Genomic DNA, 21,066 nt, shown 5'->3' with positions numbered 1-21,066 from the left:
GTTTATTTAATCGTCTAAAAGATCTTTATTTTTTTTGAAAGATTTATGCAAAGAAATAAAATGGATAATGAAATAAAAAAATACAAACAGAATAAACATCACAATCAAGTCAACCCATTCATCCGGCTGTTCCGGGACGCCGATGAATATGAGCGTTAAAATGAAAAAGATGATGCCGGAAGCGAAGCTGACCGCTATGATTTCTTTTCTTTTTTTCCGATAAGTCAATTGATTCGCGATCTCCGGGTACTCAAGCCCGGAAAAAAGATAGCGGAATAAAATCCAGCCTGCATAGACAGCAAAACCAATTCCGCTGATTAAGTATTCGGATGATGGCCTCTCCAAAATGAGGCTTCTGATGAGAAAATCGATCAACAATAGAACCGCAACGATCATGCCGGCTTCGCTGAAAAATTGCTCCATTTTCTTTTCAATGTATTCATCTCCAGATTTAAAAAACTTCATGCCTATTCTCCCCCTCATTCATAAAATTGAAATGAATGCTCAACATCATGCAATTTATATCGTACTTTATGCAAATTATACATTACATTCAACAGCATGACTTTTCAATAGGGATGAAAAAAAATCCGCCTGCATACATGCGGCGGATTTTTAGTCTTACGAATTTGATGCTGCTTTTACAAGCTCATCTATTTTATTCATTACTTCATCTGTCAAGGTCTTCAGACGCGCTTCACTGTCTTGATGGCTTTGGCCTTTGACCGCAAAATAAAATTTCACTTTAGGTTCTGTGCCGGACGGGCGGAGGCAGAACCATGATCCGTCCTCAAGGAAGTATTTCAGGACATTCGATTTTGGAAGATCAATCGTTTCTTCCTTGTTTTCCTTCAGCAGCGTCCGTTTGCCGATCAGATAATCCTCAGCAGACATCACATCTTTTCCGGCGATTGAAAGAGGCGGCTGCTTTCTGAAAGAGCTGAGGATTGCAGCGATCTGTTCAGCTCCTTCTTTCCCTTTTAATGTAAGAGACTTCAATCCCTCGCGATAATAGCCGAATGTTTTATACAGCTCCATTAAACCGTCATAAAGAGATTTCCCCTCTTTTTTATAAAAGGCGCATACTTCAACGGCAAGGAGCGCGGCCTGGACAGCATCCTTATCCCTTGCAAAGTCGCCGATTAAATAGCCGTAGCTTTCTTCATAGCCAAATTGGAAGGTATATTCGCCTGAGGCGTGATATTGCTTCATTTTTTCTCCGATGAATTTAAAGCCTGTCAGTGTGTCGATTGTATCAAGCCCGAACGAAGCTGCGATATCGCGGCCCATTTCGCTTGTGACAATCGTTTTTAAAACGACGCCGTTTTCCGGGAGGATTCCTTTTTGCTGTTTTTGTGAAAGCAAATAATGGAGCAGAAGCGCTCCCGTCTGGTTCCCAGTCAGCACAACATAGCGCCCTTCTTGATCTTTTACAGCGACGCCGAGGCGGTCTGCATCAGGGTCTGTCCCGATCAGAATATCGGCTTCTTTTTCCTCGCCCAATTTGATTGCATATTCAAAAGCGGCGTGTTCTTCCGGATTAGGTGAAGAAACAGTCGAAAAATCAGGATCTGGCAGCTCTTGTTCAGGAACGACGGTGACATGTTCATATCCGAGAGCTTTGAGTCCCCGTCTGACGGATTTGTTGGCTGTGCCGTGCAGCGGAGTGAATATCACCTTTACTTCTGTCTTTTGAGAAAGATCCGGATTGACGGAGATCGACGTCAGCTTGTCAAGGTATGCTTGGTCTATATCCTCGCCGATGACCTTAATCAGCCCTTTTTCTTTTAAAGCGTCTTCATCGCCAGCCGGAATGTCCAGTTCGTTTTCAATCGCATTGACGTGGCCTATGAGCCTGTCAGCGGCCTCGGGCGGCAGCTGGGCCCCGTCATCGCCGTATACTTTGTAGCCATTGTATTCCGGAGGATTGTGGCTTGCCGTAATCACGATACCGGCATATGCATTCAGCTCTCTTACCGCGAATGAAAGCTCAGGCGTCGGGCGCAGTTCATCAAACAGATACGTCTGAACGCCGTTTGCGGCAAGCGTTTTAGCCGCTTCCATCGCAAATTCAGGCGATTTGTGGCGGGAGTCATAAGCGATGACAGCGCCGCGCTTCTTGGCTTCCTCCCCGTTTGCAGCAATATAAGAAGCAAGGCCGGCCGATGCTTTGCGAACCGTATAGACGTTCATTCTGTTCGGGCCGGGTCCGATTTCCCCGCGCATCCCCGCTGTTCCAAATTCAAGCTTTTTATAAAAGCAATCTTCCAATTCTTTTTCATTTCCTTCTCGTTCGAGAAGGAGAGACCTTAATTCAGGATCTAGGTTTTCATTTTTCTTCCAACGTTCATAGCTTGTTCTCCAGCTCATGACAGACCTCCATTGTTCTAGCCTATGTAATTGCAGCCTTTTCTTTTTATATTATCGATAAACGCCTGCTTTGTCCAAAATTAGACGGCTCATCTAAAAAAATGAGGCTGCCTCTTATCAAGGCAGCACCATTTTAGATATTCAGACCTGTTTTACCGAAACATTCACACATGCCTTTTGCACTTGTCATGATGATTTGTTCTCAAGCGGAACCACCGCGTCATGAAGCAGCATATCTAATGTTTTCATATGCTCAGCCCTTGTTTCGGCGTCCCAGTTCAGCTTGTCGCTCATATATTCCGTAAGTCCCTCTTTATACGTGCGGACCCAATGGATGTCAAAAAATAGCGCGCCCGTTCTGCGTACAAAGAAGTCTGCCGGTGCGGCGGCCATTTCTTCTTCAATGCCATAGTCCATTTCCGCCAATACGTGAACAGGAATGCGGCGTTTAGCTGCTTCATCCTTCAGCTGCTGCACTCGTTCAAACAGATGGTCTGTATTCGATCCGTATCTGGCTGCAAGCTGTTTGGCTGTTTGTTCTGTTAAACCTGCTGCAACCCCTTCAGCCGCTTTCGCCTCAATAAAGGCCTCTAAGTTTTTGGAGCCGCCGATATGCCCGCCGGAAATCGGCATTGTTTTTGTTTTGCAAGGTCCGAAGTCTTTGTCTCCTTCTTCTTTCAGACGGGTTCTGACAAGATCGACGATATGTTCAGCCATTTTTCTGTATCCTGTCAGTTTTCCGCCGGCAATCGTGATCAAACCGGAGTCCGATGTCCAGATTTCATCTTTGCGGGAAATCTCCGACGGGTCTTTTCCTTCTTCATGAATCAGCGGTCTGAGCCCGGCCCAGCTGGATTCCACATGCTCGGCTTTAATGCCCAGCTCAGGGAACATATAATTGATCGCTTTGATGACATAGTCCCTGTCTTCTGTCGTCATTCTCGGATGTTCCAGATCCTTGTTGTAAACGGTGTCCGTTGTTCCGACATATGCCTTGCCATTCCTAGGAATGGCGAACACCATGCGGCCGTCGGGCGTATCGAAATACACCGCTTGTTTTAAAGGGAAGACCGATTGATCAAAAACAAGATGCACTCCCTTTGTATGCTGAAGGTGTTTGCCTTCTTTTGAGCGGTCCTTTTCCCTGAGACGGTCGACCCAAGGTCCTGTCGCATTGACGATTTTTTTTGCATAGACGCGGTATTTTTTCTTTGTCAAAACGTCTTCAATGACGACACCGACAACTTTGCCGTTTTCGTAAAGAAACTCGCTTACTTTCGCATAGTTCACGGCCTCAGCTCCAAACTTTGCCGCTTCTTTTAATACTTCAATTGTCAGTCTGGCGTCATCTGTCCGATATTCGACATAATAGCCTCCGCCTTTGAGGCCGTCCTTTTTCACAAGCGGCTCTTTTTCGAGTGTTTCGTTTGCATTCAGCATACTTCTCCGCTCATGCTTCTTGACGCCTGCCAAAAAATCATAAACTCTAAGGCCGATAGATGTCGAAAACTTGCCGAACGTTCCTCCCTTATGCATCGGCAGAAGCATCCATTCAGGCGTTGTCACATGCGGGCCATTTTCATAAACAATCGCCCGCTCTTTACCGACTTCGGCGACCATTTTGACTTCAAACTGCTTCAAGTAGCGGAGCCCTCCGTGCACAAGCTTCGTCGAACGGCTTGATGTCCCTGCGGCAAAGTCCTGCATTTCGCAAAGAGCCGTTTTCATCCCCCGTGAAGCGGCATCCAAGGCCGTACCGGCTCCAGTGATCCCGCCGCCGATAATAAACACATCGTATTTCTGTTTTGTCATATGATTAAGAATGTCGTCGCGTTTGCGGCTTGAAAATAATGATTCCATATTAAAGTCCTCCCTTGTTGTCACGGCAAATAATAGAAAAAGAGACCACAAACATCCAAAGCAATGACGCTGCTTTGGTGTTGTGGTCTCTCCTCTTCTCCAACCGTTTCTATTAACTTAAGTTCATTGTAGCATAAATGTTATTTAAAAGCCATAGCTGCTTTTACTGCCTTTTTCCATCCGCTGTATAAACTGTCACGCTCTTGTTCTTCCATTTTCGGTTCAAAGCGCTTATCGAGCTGCCATTGATCTTTGATGTCTGAGCGATCGTTCCAGAAGCCGACGGCAAGGCCTGCTAAATAAGCTGAACCAAGTGCAGTCGTTTCATTGATTTCCGGACGTTCAACCGGAACATTCAGAATGTCTCCCTGAAACTCCATCAGGAAGTTGTTCTTTACAGCTCCGCCGTCAACCCGCAGCTTTTTAACCGAAATCCCGGAGTCTTCCATCATCGCATCAAGCACATCTTTCGTTTGATATGCAAGCGACTCAAGCGTTGCTCTAATAAAATGCTCTTTTGATGTTCCTCGGGTCAGACCAAATACAGCGCCGCGAACATCGCTGTCCCAATAAGGCGTGCCTAAGCCGACAAATGCCGGAACCACATAAACACCATCAGCAGATTCTGCTCTTACAGCGTAATTTTCACTTTCTTTTGCATCCTTAAACATTCTCAGCCCATCGCGAAGCCATTGAATGGCGGAGCCTGCGACAAATACGCTTCCTTCCAGCGCGTATTCTACCTTTCCGTCAATTCCCCAAGCGATCGTCGTCAATAGGCCATGCTCTGATTTAATTGCTTTTTCACCGGTGTTCATCAGCATGAAACAGCCTGTGCCATACGTATTTTTAACCATTCCTTCTTCAAAGCAGGCTTGCCCGAACAATGCCGCCTGCTGGTCTCCGGCCGCACCGGCAATCGGAATATTTTTTCCGAAGAAATGATAATCGACCGTTTCAGCGTAGACATGTGATGAAGGCTTGACTTCCGGAAGCATGGATTTCGGAACGCCGAGAATGTCGAGCAGTTCCTCATCCCATTTCAAGTCATAAATGTTGAACATTAATGTTCTTGATGCGTTTGAATAATCTGTCACATGAGCTTTTCCGCCTGACATCTTCCAGATCAGCCATGTATCGATTGTTCCAAAAAGCAGGTCGCCGTTTTCGGCTTTGTCCCTCGCTCCTTCTACATGATCCAAGATCCACTTGACCTTTGTTCCTGAAAAGTAAGGATCAATCAAGAGTCCTGTTTTTTCCCTGATTGTATCTTCACAGCCTTTATTTCTTAATTCATGGCATATGTCTGCCGTTTGGCGCGACTGCCAGACAATCGCATTGTAAACCGGCTTGCCGGTATGTTTATCCCAGACGACTGTTGTTTCCCTCTGGTTCGTAATGCCGATCCCGGCTATTTGTCCGGCTTCTATTCCTGATTCAGAAAGTGCTGAAGCGATAACGGACAGGACAGATCCCCAGATTTCATTTGCGTTGTGTTCAACCCAGCCCGGGTTCGGGAAATACTGTTGAAACTCTTTTTGTGCGGTATGCACAACTTCCCCGTTTTTGTTGAATATAATCGCTCTTGTACTTGTCGTTCCTTGATCAAGAGATAAAATATATTTTTCCATTTTAACTCCCCCTATGAGTCTGTTAAGAGTCACTTTACTTAAAACGTGACCGATTTATCCACTGCCTGTTTTTTCATATGAATATAGAAACCTAACAATATCACAGCTACTGCAGCGCTTACAAACCAAAAGCTGTTTGTCATGTGCCCTTTAAAAAAGGCATTGTAAAATACGCCTGCAAATGATCCTCCGAGAACCGGTCCAAGGACTGGAATCCATGCATATCTCCAGTTCGATCCTCCTTTTCCCGCAATCGGGAGAACGAAATGGGCGATTCTTGGTCCCAAATCTCGCGCCGGATTAATCGCATAACCTGTCGTACCTCCAAGCGAGAGGCCGATCGCCACGATCAGAAATCCGACAACAAGCGGATTCAGTCCGTCTGTGAATTTGTTTCCGCCAATCGCTAAAATGCCGAGCACGAGAATAAATGTCCCCAATGTTTCGCTGAACAGGTTGGCAAACGTATTAGGAATGGCCGGCCCTGTTGAGAATACTCCGAGCTTGGCTCCAGTATCTTCTGTTTCTTTCCAATGCGGCAAATAGTGAAGAAAAATGAGTACGGCTCCTAAAAATGCACCAAGCATCTGTCCTAAAATATAGGAAGGCACCTGCTCCCAAGGAAAATCGCCGACAAATGCCAGCCCCAGCGTAACAGCAGGATTTAAATGCGCTCCGCTGATATTGCCGACGGCATATACGGCCATGGCCACTCCGAGCCCCCAACCAAATGCGATAACAATCCATCCCGATTGATGAGAAAGCGATTTCTTTAAATTTACTCCTGCACATACACCTGCACCAAATACGATGAGCAGCATCGTACCAATAACTTCTCCCCAAAATGCTGTCAAGGCTAATCCCTCCTAATCAATCTATCAATTCCAGATGAACAGTCATTGTTCATCTTATCCACTGTGCTTAAAAGACCATAAAAAAAACACAGCAAACTTTCTTTACATGATCATAGTAAAGAACTGCTGTGGTCTCCGAGTCTCCGTCACAATGTATTAACTTAGTAAGATCGTATCGTAAAATGTAAGCGGTGTCAATATTTTTTCACATTTTAAATTTTAACCCCAATACTTTTTCCACAGTTCCGTATCAGAGGTAGTCACAGCTGTAGCCCCAGCCTCTAGCGCTTTTCTTACATCTTTTTCAGAACGGATGAATCCTCCTGCAAATATTGGAATTCCGGTTTTTTCCTTTACTTCACTAATCAATTCCGGTGCAACTCCCGGAAGCACTTCAATATAATCAGGTCTATGTTTTCTAACGAGTTCAATACTTTTCATCATGGCGCTTGTGTCAATTAAAAACATGCGCTGGATGGCATATACTTTCTTCTGCTTTGCCTTGGCAATCACGCTTGATCTCGTTGACAGAATACCAGCTGGCTTCATTGCCTGACAGATGAATTCCGCTCCGTACTCATCGTGTTTAATTCCCTGGATTAAATCGACATGCACAAGCATATTTTTTCCGCGTGCTCTCGCAGCGCTGATGACCCCGCCCAACTGTCCAAGATGAATATCAAGAAGGACTCCGTATGAAAAAGGACTGTCCAAAAAAATATCAAATTGTTTCATGTTTCGTATTGCCGGTAAAATTTGCTGATCGTCAAAACTCATGTTCCATCTCCTTCATTTACTATCCTGCTTTTACTGGATACTGTATTACACTAAAGGAATTTCCCTCACATTGCAATCCCTTATATAGAAAGAAGTTTGGCTTTTACTGATGAAAATCATTCCCAAGCAGATGATTTTACATTCCCCCATCCCGGGTGGATAATTTAGCTTAATCACATATGAAAGGGGATTTTTGATGAAAGCGATCATACATGACGGTACGACCGGACTTTCGGGACTTACATATCAAGACGTTTCAGCTAAATCGCCCGGCTTTGGCGAAGTAAAAATCAAACTGAAAGCAGCGGGGCTGAATCATAGGGACCTGTTTCTCTTTCGGTCGAGAAAAGCAGGCGATGCCCCGTTTATTCCCGGTTCAGACGGAGCCGGCATTATAGAAGAAATCGGCGAGGGTGTGCAAGATCTCTCCGTTCATACAGAGGTGATCATCAATCCGAGCATTGCTTGGGAACTGACCGATTCCGTTCCGCAGGTTCCGGACATCCTGGGAGGCCCGACTGATGGCACTTTCGCGGAACATGTCATCGTTCCGGCCAAACACGTCGTTACAAAACCCGCCTATCTTTCCTGGGAGGAAGCCGGAGTCTTGCCATTGTCCGCTCTGACCGCCTACAGAGCCCTATTTACGAAAGGGTGCTTGAAAAAAGGCGAACATATCTTGATTCCCGGAATCGGAAGCGGTGTCGCAACCTATGCACTGCTGATGGCAAAGGCTCTTGGCGCAGAAGTCACTGTGACATCGCGGAGTGAAGAAAAAAGGAAAGAAGCGCTGCATTATGGAGCAGACCGCGCCTTTGACAGCGGCGGCGATTGGAAAGAAAACATGGACGGACATCACGCTGACATCATCCTTGACAGCATCGGTCCGGCCACATTTGCAAACTATTTTGATGTCATAAAACCGAACGGACGGATCGTCAATTTCGGCGCCAGTTCTGGAGACAGCATCAACCTTCCGCTGCGCTCGCTTTTTTTTCCGCAAATTAGCATCATCGGCACATCGATGGGGAGCCTTGAAGAATTTCGGCAAATGCTCGCCTTTATGGAACGTCATTCACTAAAACCGATCATAGATCAAGCATTCTCGTTATCAGAAGCTGTTCATGCCTTTAAACGAATGGCAAACGGTGAACAGTTCGGAAAGATTGCTCTGTTAACCGGCGATTAAGCTGAGGCGGCGCTCCCGCCGCCCCTTTCGTTACAGCCGGCAAAGGCTTTCCTTGAGCACTTTCACCATAAATGAAAGGTCTTGTTCCCACAGGCTGAGCGGGGATGCAAATGATATCCGGCCGCCGTATCTCCGTTTTTGCTGACAATGAATCCTTTTTTCCCTGGATTGCCTGATCACTTTGTCCACATCTTTGACATCTTCGGGTTCTTTCCCGACAAGCAGCCCTTTGCCGCAGATGTTTCCGACAACATTCAGGCGGCTTTTCATTCACTGAGGAGCCTTAGGCCGAGCGTCCTTGATCGTTCATTTAATTGCTCCTCCTCCATCACGCTGAGGTTATTCAGTGCCAACGCAGGCCGCAGGGCTTCCTCCAAACGTATTGACATGGCGGAGGCGGTCATACTTATCCGTTGCCGAAAGCGGCAGATATCCGCCTGTTAAACCTTTTGCCATCGTAATAAACACGATAATTTATAAAATCAAATCATTGACCAGTCCTGCCAAAACCGCAGATCTCTTCATCACAGATCAAGTGCGCTTCGTGCTTCTCACAGATCTTTTTAACCTCCATATATCCGTCATGAGGCATGAGGATGCCGCCTCCCGTAATGATCGGTTCCATGATCATCTCAGCGATCGTTTCGTTTCAGAAAGCTCCTATGTCATCACCACAATCAATGTTTCAAAAAAGTAAATCATTTCAGTTTCCTATTGATTTACTTCTCCGGATGAGGTGCCGTTCCTTTTTTTGTTTTGATATGCAAAAAGGCTGCCTGAACGATTTCAGGTCAGCCCCACAGAGAAAGCATCCAGAGCACCGCCGGCAAGGTGGCTATGCTGAGCATCGTGCTGATAAACGTTGCGCTTGAAACGATTTCCGGCTTTGTTTCAAACTGTACGGCCATCAGTGTCGTATTTGCCGCCGTCGGCATGGCAGCGGCCAGAATCATAATCTTTTTGACCAAATCGTCGACAGGCAGGATGAGAGCGAATCCCAAGGCAATCAAGGGGGACACGAACAGCTTCAGCAAGAGAGAATAAGAGATTTTCCGATATTCAATATGCTTAAAGGAAATGACGGCAAGCTGCATGCCTAGAATGATCATAATCGTCGGTATCGCAGCGTCGCCTACTAATTTAATTGCCGTCATTAACTGTTCGGGAATCGAAATATGACCCAACTGAAAAAACATGCCGAGCAGCGCCCCATATGCAACGGGCATCCGGGTTACCCTCGTCATCACCGTTTTAAAGCCGCCTCCCTTAGAGCTTCCTTTCGCTGCATAATACACGCCGATCGTGCTCATCACAAGCTGCTGAAGCACCATCAGCACAACGGCGATATCAAGCCCCGCCGTCCCGTAGACAAGCAAGACGACCGGAGTGCCGTAGTTTCCATTGTTCATGAAAGCAGACGACAAAACAAGAGCGCACCGCTCCTGATTGGAATACTTGTGAAAATATGAAATGATATATACAAATAGAATCAAAGTTAAACAGAGGCCGAGGCAATAGACGGACATATATACATAATCCATAGTCAGCCTGTTTTCATAAAATGTATCAAACGCCAAAAAAGGAGACATTAAATAAAGGGACATTTTAGAAAGATTTTGAATATCAAAATGAAGCAGCTTTTGTCCGATAAACCCAATCGCAAAAATCCCGAAAACAGGCAGCAAAACAAGCAAAAATTCCATGATGCACCTTCTTTTTTATATATAAACCGTTTTCAGTCATAATTTTAATAATAAAGAAGATTTCTTTTCTTTTCAATATCAGCATTCTTCAGATCAAATGGACAGGGCCGGCTGACCCTGTCCTTCTTTTATTTCAGCTTCCATCCAGCCGCTTTTTCTTCTCTCTCGCAGCCGTATAGTTTCCGTCATATCGGGTCAACCGCCCGCCGTCAAGCCAATAGGTGACATTGAACAGACGATCGAGAAAATACCGGTCATGTGATACCGCTATTATTGTTCCCTCAAATTGGCTCAATGCTTCTTCGAGCACTTCTTTTGACTCAATGTCTAAATGGTTTGTCGGTTCATCGAGAATGAGGACATTATGCTGCTGATGAACAAGCTGGGCCAGCCGAAGCCTCATCCGCTCTCCCCCGCTTAAATCTTTTACTCTTTGAAAAACGGCATTTCCGTAAAACAAAAATTTTGCAAGCATCATGCGGGCTTCACCTTCAGTTGCAGTGACTTTTTCACGGAATTCGTCTAGAACCGACTGCTCTTCATTCAGTTCAGCGACATGCTGAGTCAGATGGGCAGCCGACAAATGGCTTCCAAGCTGGACAACCCCGCCGTCAGGGGCAGCTGCTCCGCCAATGATATTGAGAAGCGTCGTTTTGCCGCTGCCGTTTTCACCGACAATGGCGGCGCGCTCCTGAAAGCGGACATGCATGCTCAGGCTGTTAAAGAGCATCCGGCCGCCCAATCGTTTGCTCACTTCCTCAAGCTTGACGACGTCTTTTCCGCTTCGGCCGTCCATTTTGAAAGATAAGTTTATTTTCTCCCGCTCCAGCACGGGTTTTTTCAAAACTTCGATGCGCGCCAAAGCCTTTTCCATGCTTTTCGCCCGCCGATGCAGACCATCGTTCGGAGGATTGGACCGATTCGCCCATTCCTTTAAACGCTTAATCGTTTCTTTCATTTTTTTGATCTTTTTCTGCTGGTCCTGATAATGCTGGAATTCTTTGATGAGGCGCTCCTCTCGTTCAACCGCATATTTTGAATAGCCGCCTTGATACATGTGAAATTCGCCTTGGTCGATTTCAAAAATGGATGTGACGGCTTCATCCAAAAAATAGCGGTCATGCGAAACGATGACTACCGTTCCTTTGTACTGCTTTAAAAATGATGTAAGCCATTCGATCGCAGTTAAATCTAAATGGTTTGTCGGCTCATCCAGCAAAAGCAAATCCGGCGCTGAAAGCAAAAGGCGCGCCAGGCCGACCTTTGTCCGCTCGCCTCCGCTCAAGCCTTGCCACGGCCTATCAAACAGGCGGCTGACATTCAATCCGGCGGCAACGCGTTCAATTTGCGCGCTGATCTCATAACCGCCTTTTTGCTGAAATTCTTCCTGCAATGCCCCGTACCGCTCCAACAGGCGTTCAAGCCTTTTCATATCGTTTTCGCCTGAAAGCTCCCGTTCAATCTGGGAAAGCCTGTGCTGTATTTTCCATAATGAAGCAAACACATCATAAAACAGCTCTTTCACTGTTTTTTGGCCGTCCATGGAAGGAGTCTGCTCCAATAACCCGGCGGCCGTTCCTTTTTTCCAGGTGACAAGGCCTTCATCAGGCTGTACTTGACCGCTCATTAACTTTAATAAAGTCGTTTTCCCGCAGCCATTGCGGCCGATCAGACCGATGCGTTCACCTTGCTTAAATTCGCAGGAAAGTCCATTGAAAACCGCGTGTCCTCCGTACGTTTTCGTGACATTCTGTATACTGCATACGATCACTTATCTCTTCCTCCATATTCCAGTGAAGAGACACTTTTGCATTAAAAAAGACGGCAGAGCTGCACACTGCCATCAGGTCATCAGACATGAATGAAAATCCGATTGTGGGCAGATGTCTCTCACTGGTATTTTTTCCTGTATGAATGTGTAAAAAGGGCAGACTGATCCCGTAATCCGCATTCTCCGGAAAAAATCGCACGACAAATATACAAATGAGCTTGCATGTCTGTCATGCGGATACCAGTTTGATTCATCTTTCCCACCTCCTTTTGATAGTTACAATATATGAAAAATAAACCAAAAAGTCAAACTGAATAAAGCCGGCCAAAAACGGCCGGCTCTGTTCGATTATTTTTTATAATGGATCCGGTATATGTCATGGCGCCTGTCCTTGAGCTGACGGACCGTTCCGTCCTGGCGCTGCCTTCTGAGAATTTCCAAGTCGACATCGCCGATGACCACCATTTCAATGTTCGGATTGCATTCACCGACGATTCCATCCCTTGCAAATTCAAAATCTGAAGGAGCGAAAATCGCGGATTGCGCATATTGAATATCCATATTTTCGGTTTGCGGAAGATTTCCGACCGTTCCGGAAATGACGGTGTATACCTGATTTTCAACTGCTCTTGCCTGAGCGCAGTATCTGACGCGCAAATAGCCTTGACGGTCTTCAGTACAGAAAGGCGTAAAAATAATTTTTGCGCCTTTTTCCGTCGCGATTCTGCCGAGCTCAGGGAACTCAATGTCATAGCAGATCTGAATCGCAATTTTTCCGCAGTCTGTGTCAAAAACGCGCACTTCATCTCCTCTGCTGATGCCCCACCATTTCCGTTCATTCGGCGTGATGTGGAGCTTGTACTGCTTTTCAATCGTGCCGTCCCTTCTAAAGAGATAAGCGATATTGTAGATTTTCCCTTCCTCTTCGACAAAGTGGGAGCCGCCGATAATATTCACGTTATATTTGACGGCAAGATCTGTGAACAAGCTGATATAATCCTCGGTGTATTCTGTGATTCGCTGCACGGCGAGGCTCGGAGAACGCTCTTCGAGAAAAGACATCAGCTGTGTCGTAAAGATTTCCGGATAAACTGCAAAATCAGCTCCGGCGTCTGAAGCGACATCCGCATAGTATTCCACTTGATTGGCAAACTCCTCAAACGAATGAATCTGCTTCATTTCGTATTGAATCACGCAGATCCGAACCGGAAAAGCCGACTTGTAATAGCGCTTCGTTTGCGGCAGATAGTCGACATTATTCCACTCCATCAAAGTCGCATATTTGCTTGATGCTTTGTCATCAGGAAGATAGTTTGGATTAATCCTCATCATCGTAAATCCGTTCAAAAGCTGAAATGAAAGGACCGGATCATAAATCTGGTGGTGAATGACCTGTTCCACATATTCTCTCGGCGTCATCTCCGAAGCGTACTTATGGTAATTCGGAATCCGTCCGCCGATAATGATGCTTTTTAGATTCAGCCTTCTCGCCAGATCTTTGCGTGCTTCATAAAGACGGTGTCCGATTTTCATTCTTCTGTATTCAGGTTGAACCATGACTTCAATACCGTACATGTTTAAGCCGTCAGGGTTATGATTGGTGATATAGCCGTCATCTGTAATATCCTGCCATGTATGCCTGTCATCATATTCATCAAAATTGATCAGCAGACTTGAGCAGGAGCCGATCACTTCACCGTCAAGCTCTGCACAGAACTGCCCTTCCGGAAAATGATCAAGATGGCTTTCCAAATGCTCACGCTTCCAAGGGATCATTCCCGGAAAGCAAAGTCCCTGAAGCTCAATGATGCTTTCGATATCCTTTTCTTCAATATTGCGAATTACAATCTTTTTTTCAAAACGGGAAAGATCCAATTTTTCAGACACGCCTCATTCCTCCTCTCCTCTTCTTCATGCTTGTTCAGAAATTTTCTCTATCAGACGTTCAAGTTCCAATTCCGCCATTGATTCAAGGCGATGGTCATAATCTTCGAACAGCAAAGTTTTCGTGACTTGATTCGGAACGATGACACACTTCATACCGGCCCGTTTTGCCGCAATCGATCCATTGACAGAGTCTTCGAAAGCGATGCATTCCCCAGGCTTCACACCAAGGCAATCGGCAGCCTTCAGATAAAGCTCCGGATTCGGTTTGACTTCTTCTACATCATCAGCCGTTCTGATGCACTCAAAATCGTCATAAAGGCCGATTTGTTTTAAATGCTGAGATACCCATTTATAATCTGAGCTTGAAGCCAGGCCGATTTTTAGACCGAGCTCTTTTGCCGCTGATAAATAAGCTTCCACACCTGGGCGCGGTTTTTCATTTTCCATTCTTTTTATAAAACGCTCCTGCCTCATCTTCGTCAGTTCTTCATGGTCAAGCTTTGTTTCAAGCTGCTCCTCCAAGTAAACGAATGGCTGAAATCCCGCGGACGTACCGATCACTTTTCCCCAAACCGACATTGGAAGCGCCGACCCATGCTCTTCAAATATTTCTTGAAGCACTTCATACTCATGTGTTTCTGTATCTAAAATAAGACCGTCAAAATCAAAAATCACTGCTTTAATCATCACGCTTTAGCCCACTCCTTTTGACTGTTTGCAAACTTATTGTATCCTTCTTGCTAACCCTTGAAAAGTCCGGCGCATTCAAATCAGTATGTATAAAGGAAGAAGAGCCTGCTGTTTTAGAGGCAAGCTCTTCCGTATTTATTGTGTTTTTGTCGGAGTGGAAATGTTCGTAAGCGCCTGTCCGGCTGATTCATTAGACAGTTCATTTACCGCCAGGTCTCCAAGCGCGACAATGCCGACTAAATGGTTGTTCTCCACGATCGGCAGGCGTCGGATTTGGCTTTGCGCCATAAGCTGTGACGCTTCTTCAAGGCTCATGTTCGGATTCCCCGAAACGATATTCGTTGTCATGATTTGTGAAACAGGCGTCTGTCCATCTTGTCCTTCAGCTGTCGTTCTCAGTGTGATATCACGGTCTGTGATCATTCCTTTTAACACACCCTGATCAACAACCGGAATCGCTCCAACATTATGCTGGCTCATAAGCTCTGCCGCTTCCTGAACCGTCTGATTGGAAGAAACTGTTGCAACTTGTCTTGACATCGCATTGTTGATTGTGTTCAAGTAAACTGCACCCCTTTCGCTTGTTAGTATGTACAATAAGTGAAATGCTAAAAAGGAAGTTGACACCATCCATTGTGTTTTTTGCTGATTTCCTATATAGTCTTTTCATAAAAAAAAGAGCTTTTCCATAGAGGAACAGCTCTTTAAAGTTCAATGACCGGCTCTTACATCAGCAATTGAATGCCCTGCTTATCAGCGTCTGTTTTCAGCATGTTAAAATCGGACGAGCTTAAAGGAAAATACAGGCCGCATTCATTCAGTTTTTGGCAGTTTCTATCGAAGAGTTCCCGGTCTTTTAACACCCACTGGCGTTTTGATTTCGTTAATAACGTGTGGATCAATTGCAGACTTGTGATAATCTGAAATGCTTCATCCAGAATTCCTTTGTATTCATATTCTTTAAAGTCAAGCGTTCCCTGCTTTTTCAGCTCTTTCATTTTTTGTTTGCTGAAGTACATTGACAATACTTGATACAGCTCAGATGCAAGCTCTTCAATATAGGTTTCCTGCTCTTCAGTTGCAGCTTTAACAATACGCACATTTATCACCCTTCATCCCTTGTTCAAATCTCTTCAAACAGAATAGCACACAAAAACTCGGGGCTGTGAAGGTAAGTGTTTCCTGATAGCTGAATCGCTTTTTACAGAAAGGAGAGTAAAAATGAACCAAAAAAATCGCGGTGTTACTTTTGTCGCCGACGGCGAAAATAACGGAGAACATTTATTTACATTTTTAAAAAGAGAAACGAAAGCTTCAAAGCCGGTCATTCAATATTGGGCAGCAAACCAAAAAATAAAAGTCAATCATAAAGACGTTTCACAAAACCTTCAGCTTAAAGCAGGCGACAGGATATTGATCGATCTCAGAGAAGAGGAAGAGAGCGGCATCGTGCCCGAGTATGGCGACCTTTCCGTTTTGTTTGAGGACGATCACATGCTCATCGTCAATAAGCCACCGGGAATTGCAACACATCCGAATGAAGAGGGGCAGACCGGAACACTCAGCAATCTTATCTCCTTTTATTTTCAATCAAACGGAGAGGAACGGAGAATCCGCCATGTTCATCGCCTTGACAAAGATACAAGCGGTGCGATCGTATTTGCAAAACACCGCCTTGCCCATGCGATTTTAGACGAACAGCTGCAAAGAAAAGAACTGGCGAGGACATATCTTGCCATAGCAGAAGGGAAGTTCAAAAAGAAACAAGGAACGGTTTCAAACCCTATTGGAAGAGACAGGTACCACTCCGTCAGAAGAAGAGTCTCGCCGACAGGGCAGCCGGCCGTCACTCATTATGCCGTCAAAGGCTATCACAATAAACATCATGTTTCATTGTGCGAACTTCAACTGGAAACAGGCAGAACCCATCAAATCCGAGTCCACCTTGCCAGCCTCGGCCATCCTTTGGCAGGCGACACATTATACGGCGGTTCATCGGCTCTTTTCAACAGACAGGCTTTGCATGCAAAACAAATCAAAGTAACCCATCCGATCACCAACGAACGATTGACCATAACCGCGTCCCTGCCCGATGACTTCAAAACGGAGGCTGAGCGTTTATTCGGAAACGCAAATAAAATCTAAATACATAAAGGGCTGTCAAAAATATGACAGCCCTTTATGATTCAAGCGGTTTCGCATAGATAATATAACGCTGCGGTGCATTTCCAACGTAGGAAAACGGATAGCATGTCGTTAACAGCAATTCTTCTTTTTCATGCTGCAAGGTAATAATGGATGTATCGTCTTTATCGACGATTTTTGTGTTCGTAATCTGATATTCAAAGCTACCGTAGGGAAGCTCAATCTTCAGCAGATTGCCGATTTCAAGCTCGCCTGTTCTTCGAAAGACCGTATCCCTGTGTCCTGAAAGGACAATTTGCCCGTTTTGCTTCGGATAATAGCTTTCTTTGTAATGTCCGACGCCTTTTTCCAAATCATCCGGACTTGTGCCTTCAACGATGGGCAGCTCCGCTTTTAGCTTTGGAATTTTCAAAATACCGACCGCTTCGCCTGTTGCAGTTTTAAAGGACTCAGGCGGCTTCCCTTCGGAAAAGGCTTTTGAATAACTTCCTGACGATCCCGCTGCCACCGTTTCTTTTGCCTCTGATAAAGACATATCCGTCTGTCTGTTCATATCAAATATCTTCCATCCGCCATATGCAAAAATGATAAGACCAGCGGCCATCAGAAAGAAAGAAAAAACTTTGATTTTCATCGCTTTACAAAACCCCTTTTCACTCCATAAAGAATTGCGCCAATCATGAACAGGAAGAAGCCGTACAACAGAATGTTGTAAAGAGCCGTCGCCGTATTTGGGAGTATGTGCCCGTCCCGGACGTCATGTGACAGGCCAGCCGGTGTTTCTTCAGCCTCTGATTGTACAACAGCGCCGGTTCCATCAGCATCCGTTTTCCCTCCATGATCCGAATCTTCCGGTTTTTCTCCATTATAACCCGATCCGTCGCCGGTTCCAGGCGATCCGCTTCCATCCGGGTTACCATTTCCAGGCGGTCCTCCCGGCTGTGAGGCCTCGTCCAGCTTTTTGATCCGCCCTTCAGATGTATAGGCAATCGGCTCTTTAAAGCTTTTCACAAATGCAACGGTGGCTTCGATATCTTCCGGACCTGTCACCGGGTATTTCCCAAGCTTGGAAATCGGCGAGTACTTGCTTCCTGAGGCAGAGGCCATAAAATGATTCACGGTCACTGTATAGGTGCGGTCTTTGGCAATCGGTGATCCATCTTCAAGAAAAATATCAGCCGTTTTGTTTGTTTTAGGGTCCCAAGTATAGGTGAAACCGCTGATGCTGTAGTCTGGCCCGTATGACGGAGAAATCTGCGCATCTAAGATGTCGAATAAATCGCTCCCTTTGATTTCAAGCCGAACGAGCACATTTCCGAACGGCTGGATATTGAATAAATCGCCCCATGTAATCGGCCCCTTTTTTAAATCTTGACGGATGCCGCCGCCGTTCATTAATGCGAAATCGGAGTTCATCGCCTGCTTCATTCCGTCGGCAATTAAATTTCCGAGCGGTGTGTCACCGTCATTAGAGTATCCGCCAGCCATATCATGTGCCGCTTCACCGACTTTTTCGCTGATGATCGGCTCAACCATATGCCCGTATTTTTCCAAAATCCGGCTTACGGCTGGATCAGGGCTGAGTTTTTCCTGATTGACGTATTCTACATCTGCGTTCTTTTTGACAATATCTTTTGTCTTCCGATCAATTTCAAGATCGACTACACCGATTGCTTTTCCATATTCATGCGCTTGAACAATTAAAATATCATTGACTTCGCCATTTACGACTTCATGATTATGCCCGGCGAAAATGACATCCACTTCAGGATCCGCGCGGTTCGCCAGATCAGCAGATTCTCCCGTTATGGTGCTGCCGCTCTGTGAAGCTGTCATATGGGCGAGCACAGCGATCGAATGGATGCCTTTCGCTTTCAGTTCTTCCGCCGCCTGATTGACCGCCTTGATCTCATCGGTGAATTCAATCGTTTTAATTCCGTCAGGCATCACCATATCGGCGGCAGACCTGGTTACCACCCCGATGAAGGCGACGGGAATCCCTTCAACTTCCACGATCTCATATGGAGGCAAAAAACTGCCTCCGCTGTTTTTCAATTTGCAATTGGCACAGACAAGCGGAAAATTCTGACCGTCATAGTCTTTCGTCCCTTTTCCTTCAGGATGTTCGCCGCCTTTTAACATTCGCAGGAGCTCATCAGTGCCCTCATCAAACTCATGATTGCCGACAGTCCCTGCATCAAATCCGATTTCCTCCATGATTTCGACGGTCGGTTCATCTTGAAGGAGGGAAGACACAGGCGAACTTCCGCCGATCATATCTCCAGCATGGACAAGGAGCGTGTTTTTCTGCTCCGCTTTTTTCTGTTTGAGCAGGGCCGCTGTGTAATCCATTCTGCCAAATGTTCCGTCAGGCTGACCGTCTTCGTTTAAATCGAGCTGATACTTCTGATCGATTTTACCGTGCAGATCATTCATGCTTAACAGCCGCAAAGAAAGATTTCCGTTTTGCTCTTTTTTCGTGTATCCGGCGGCTTCCGCTTCTTCCGAAGACGCAAAGAAAATTCGTCTTTCCGCAGGAATTTCACGCCATTCATCAGGCGTGACATACGTTTTTTCCGCTGAATCTCCGACATGCCTTGTCAGCCCTTTGCCCTGCTCTCTTGCACGAAATTCAAACGGCAGTTCAAGAAGGAGATCATCTGGATTCCAAATGCCGAGCTGTTCCTCTTTTGCCTTTTTGACAGCGTTTTGGAACAAATCGTAGTCTTCTTCACTTCCGATCGGCCAAATAAAATATGTCGAAGCCATCCCCTTTTTGACCATTTCCAAATTCGTATTCAAACCGTCCTCGGTTATGATTTGGGCGAGCAGCCGGCCATAGCCGTCTTTGGCTTCTTTGCCCACTTTAACGGTCACCTTATCTCCTGGGGACAAAATCGACTGCAAATATTCTTTTGCCCGGTTTCCGTGTTTCAGCTGGTTTTCATCTAAATCGTTTTTTGGCGTATGATAGGTTTCAGCCGTATCAATATTAACATAGCGCACCTTTGTCGACCCCAACACCGGCTCTTTCAAATGAATGGTATCCCCGTCAACAACGCGGTCCACAATGCTTTCGTATTGTCCTTCTGAAGGGGGAGGAGGATGGCTGATGCCGTCTAATCTCTTGATGTCTTCCGGTTTTCTCGGCAAAAGCTGCAGCGTATTATAGCGGCTCAAAATCCCGGTTATTTCGAACCATTGCCCTTGTTCAATCAGTTTGACCCCATTCGTTTCTTCCATAACCCGCAGCATCAGCGGATTGTAGTTTTTGTCAATCATCGTCAAATTGTAGCCTCCGCCGGCAGGTGTGTCAGGCTTTGATTCAATATAGCCTTTCAATTTGACGAGGCGGCCTTCGTTTTCATCTGCTTTTACACCATCTTTCAAATCTTCAATAGTCAGCGAAACAGGCTCAGGCAGGGCCGCACCTTCACCAGTTACTTCGATACCGGATGGTGCCGGAACGATTTCTGTCAGACTTTTATAAGTCGTGATTTTCCCTGTGACAGAAACGGTCATCCCTTCTTTTAGTTCCGGAAAATCACCTTGGGATGCAGAAAAAATATTGATTCCCGCCGTTTCATCTTGGATGAAGGTTGACAATTTTCCTCCGCCGACCGCGGACTGATCTGCGGTGACAATTCCCTTGATTTTCACCGTTTCATTTAAGAGCTTGCGGGCATCCGCTATCGTTTTCATGTCCGGCTGGGCTGGGGATGGCTTACCATCGGAGAGCCTGATGGATTGAACGGATTTTAAACCCGGGGAATTAAAATATGAAGAAAGTTCTCCTTCGATGGTTAGTTTTTTTCCGATGAGATGCGGATTGGTCTGTAAGCCGAATTGATCCCTGAATGAGGCGGGAATTTGCACGGGGAGTATATTCTCTGGTGATGTCTCTTCTTTTTGGTCGGCGATCGCCAAATTATAATCATTTGCAAAATTTCCTGTGACATTGTATTTTCCTTTTGCAACGGTGTGGCCGACGACATATCCTTCAACAACCGCCTGCCCTTCATTATGTTTGATAGCTTCTTCAACCGATATCGGCGATTCCGCACCCTGTGATTCGCCCGCAATTGGTGCCAAAAAAGAGGCCATCATGATAAATACAATCACTAAACAGGATATAAAACGATCTTTCAGCAAATGAACCATATATTTCCCCCCTTATTTTTGCTTCCCT

General features: G+C 45.7%; 17 protein-coding genes and 1 pseudogene. 2 read left to right on the top strand and 16 right to left on the bottom strand.

Going from position 1 to position 21,066, the window contains the following annotated elements:
- Positions 1-6 precede the first annotated feature (6 nt).
- The 6 genes from RBH91_RS05445 to RBH91_RS05420 form a co-directional block, all read right to left on the bottom strand.
- The gene (locus tag RBH91_RS05445) at positions 7-465 is read right to left on the bottom strand and encodes a DUF6773 family protein (protein WP_307893738.1); all 459 of its coding nucleotides are present in this window, start codon (positions 463-465) and stop codon (positions 7-9) included.
- Positions 466-621: 156 nt separating this feature from the next.
- Complete coding sequence (locus tag RBH91_RS05440; RefSeq protein WP_307893737.1) at positions 622-2,370, bottom strand: phospho-sugar mutase; 1,749 nt, start codon at positions 2,368-2,370, stop codon at positions 622-624.
- Between the two features lie 186 nt (positions 2,371-2,556).
- Complete coding sequence (glpD, locus tag RBH91_RS05435; RefSeq protein ID WP_307893736.1) at positions 2,557-4,230, bottom strand: glycerol-3-phosphate dehydrogenase; 1,674 nt, start codon at positions 4,228-4,230, stop codon at positions 2,557-2,559.
- A 140-nt stretch (positions 4,231-4,370) separates the two neighbouring features.
- Positions 4,371-5,861, bottom strand: a complete 1,491-nt coding sequence (gene glpK / locus RBH91_RS05430; RefSeq protein WP_076761550.1) for a glycerol kinase GlpK — start codon at positions 5,859-5,861, stop codon at positions 4,371-4,373.
- Between the two features lie 38 nt (positions 5,862-5,899).
- Entirely contained in the window at positions 5,900-6,715 is an 816-nt protein-coding gene (locus RBH91_RS05425) for an MIP/aquaporin family protein (protein ID WP_307893735.1), read from the bottom strand.
- Between the two features lie 219 nt (positions 6,716-6,934).
- Positions 6,935-7,492: a glycerol-3-phosphate responsive antiterminator gene (locus RBH91_RS05420; RefSeq protein WP_307893734.1), complete on the bottom strand. Its 558-nt coding sequence runs from the start codon at positions 7,490-7,492 to the stop codon at positions 6,935-6,937.
- A 196-nt stretch (positions 7,493-7,688) separates the two neighbouring features.
- Here RBH91_RS05420 and RBH91_RS05415 point away from each other — a divergent pair, with 196 nt between their 5' ends.
- A complete protein-coding gene (locus tag RBH91_RS05415; RefSeq protein WP_307893733.1) occupies positions 7,689-8,681 on the top strand; it encodes a quinone oxidoreductase family protein in 993 nt (330 codons plus the stop codon).
- Positions 8,682-8,711: 30 nt separating this feature from the next.
- Here the strand turns inward: RBH91_RS05415 and RBH91_RS05410 are convergent.
- The 8 genes and pseudogenes from RBH91_RS05410 to RBH91_RS05375 all read right to left on the bottom strand — a co-directional run.
- Positions 8,712-9,330: pseudogene (locus RBH91_RS05410) on the bottom strand (aminotransferase class III-fold pyridoxal phosphate-dependent enzyme); the annotation flags it as partial.
- A gap of 142 nt (positions 9,331-9,472) precedes the next feature.
- Positions 9,473-10,384, bottom strand: coding sequence for an AEC family transporter (locus tag RBH91_RS05405; RefSeq protein ID WP_076761540.1), 912 nt, complete (start codon positions 10,382-10,384; stop codon positions 9,473-9,475).
- Positions 10,385-10,517: 133 nt separating this feature from the next.
- Positions 10,518-12,155 (bottom strand): ribosomal protection-like ABC-F family protein, encoded by a 1,638-nt coding sequence (abc-f, locus tag RBH91_RS05400; RefSeq protein WP_307893732.1) that lies wholly within the window; start codon positions 12,153-12,155, stop codon positions 10,518-10,520.
- Between the two features lie 119 nt (positions 12,156-12,274).
- A complete protein-coding gene (locus RBH91_RS05395) occupies positions 12,275-12,409 on the bottom strand; it encodes a hypothetical protein (RefSeq protein ID WP_263315902.1) in 135 nt (44 codons plus the stop codon).
- Between the two features lie 94 nt (positions 12,410-12,503).
- Entirely contained in the window at positions 12,504-14,042 is a 1,539-nt protein-coding gene (locus RBH91_RS05390) for a GNAT family N-acetyltransferase (RefSeq protein ID WP_307893731.1), read from the bottom strand.
- A gap of 24 nt (positions 14,043-14,066) precedes the next feature.
- Positions 14,067-14,729, bottom strand: coding sequence for an HAD family hydrolase (locus RBH91_RS05385; RefSeq protein ID WP_307894672.1), 663 nt, complete (start codon positions 14,727-14,729; stop codon positions 14,067-14,069).
- 138 nt (positions 14,730-14,867) lie between these two features.
- A complete protein-coding gene (locus RBH91_RS05380; RefSeq protein WP_395948174.1) occupies positions 14,868-15,272 on the bottom strand; it encodes a CBS domain-containing protein in 405 nt (134 codons plus the stop codon).
- A 185-nt stretch (positions 15,273-15,457) separates the two neighbouring features.
- Positions 15,458-15,832, bottom strand: a complete 375-nt coding sequence (locus tag RBH91_RS05375) for a DUF5365 family protein (protein WP_239693608.1) — start codon at positions 15,830-15,832, stop codon at positions 15,458-15,460.
- Positions 15,833-15,953: 121 nt separating this feature from the next.
- Here RBH91_RS05375 and RBH91_RS05370 point away from each other — a divergent pair, with 121 nt between their 5' ends.
- Entirely contained in the window at positions 15,954-16,877 is a 924-nt protein-coding gene (locus RBH91_RS05370) for an RluA family pseudouridine synthase (RefSeq protein ID WP_307893730.1), read from the top strand.
- A gap of 34 nt (positions 16,878-16,911) precedes the next feature.
- Here RBH91_RS05370 and RBH91_RS05365 read toward each other — a convergent pair whose 3' ends face one another.
- Positions 16,912-17,511 (bottom strand): class D sortase, encoded by a 600-nt coding sequence (locus RBH91_RS05365; RefSeq protein WP_307893729.1) that lies wholly within the window; start codon positions 17,509-17,511, stop codon positions 16,912-16,914.
- Positions 17,508-21,038 (bottom strand): 5'-nucleotidase C-terminal domain-containing protein, encoded by a 3,531-nt coding sequence (locus tag RBH91_RS05360; protein ID WP_307893728.1) that lies wholly within the window; start codon positions 21,036-21,038, stop codon positions 17,508-17,510. Before RBH91_RS05360 ends, RBH91_RS05365 begins: the two co-directional genes overlap by 4 nt.
- Positions 21,039-21,066 lie beyond the last annotated feature (28 nt).

The sequence above is a fragment of the Bacillus swezeyi genome, assembly GCF_030908325.1.
Lineage (GTDB): Bacteria > Bacillota > Bacilli > Bacillales > Bacillaceae > Bacillus > Bacillus swezeyi.
The sequence above is the reverse complement of the archived record's forward strand: the minus strand, read 5'-3'. Positions and strand labels throughout refer to the sequence as shown.

Bases quoted from the DNA above. Each gene is read 5' to 3' on its own strand.
- RBH91_RS05445 (WP_307893738.1), bottom strand. From the start codon at position 465: ATGAAGTTTTTTAAATCTGGAGATGAATACATTGAAAAGAAAATGGAG.
- RBH91_RS05440 (WP_307893737.1), bottom strand. From the start codon at position 2,370: ATGAGCTGGAGAACAAGCTATGAACGTTGGAAGAAAAATGAAAACCTA.
- glpD (WP_307893736.1), bottom strand. From the start codon at position 4,230: ATGGAATCATTATTTTCAAGCCGCAAACGCGACGACATTCTTAATCAT.
- glpK (WP_076761550.1), bottom strand. From the start codon at position 5,861: ATGGAAAAATATATTTTATCTCTTGATCAAGGAACGACAAGTACAAGA.
- RBH91_RS05420 (WP_307893734.1), bottom strand. From the start codon at position 7,492: ATGAGTTTTGACGATCAGCAAATTTTACCGGCAATACGAAACATGAAA.
- RBH91_RS05415 (WP_307893733.1), top strand. From the start codon at position 7,689: ATGAAAGCGATCATACATGACGGTACGACCGGACTTTCGGGACTTACA.
- RBH91_RS05405 (WP_076761540.1), bottom strand. From the start codon at position 10,384: ATGGAATTTTTGCTTGTTTTGCTGCCTGTTTTCGGGATTTTTGCGATT.
- RBH91_RS05395 (WP_263315902.1), bottom strand. From the start codon at position 12,409: ATGAATCAAACTGGTATCCGCATGACAGACATGCAAGCTCATTTGTAT.
- RBH91_RS05385 (WP_307894672.1), bottom strand. From the start codon at position 14,729: ATGATTAAAGCAGTGATTTTTGATTTTGACGGTCTTATTTTAGATACA.
- RBH91_RS05380 (WP_395948174.1), bottom strand. From the start codon at position 15,272: ATGTCAAGACAAGTTGCAACAGTTTCTTCCAATCAGACGGTTCAGGAA.
- RBH91_RS05370 (WP_307893730.1), top strand. From the start codon at position 15,954: ATGAACCAAAAAAATCGCGGTGTTACTTTTGTCGCCGACGGCGAAAAT.
- RBH91_RS05365 (WP_307893729.1), bottom strand. From the start codon at position 17,511: ATGAAAATCAAAGTTTTTTCTTTCTTTCTGATGGCCGCTGGTCTTATC.
- RBH91_RS05360 (WP_307893728.1), bottom strand. From the start codon at position 21,038: ATGGTTCATTTGCTGAAAGATCGTTTTATATCCTGTTTAGTGATTGTA.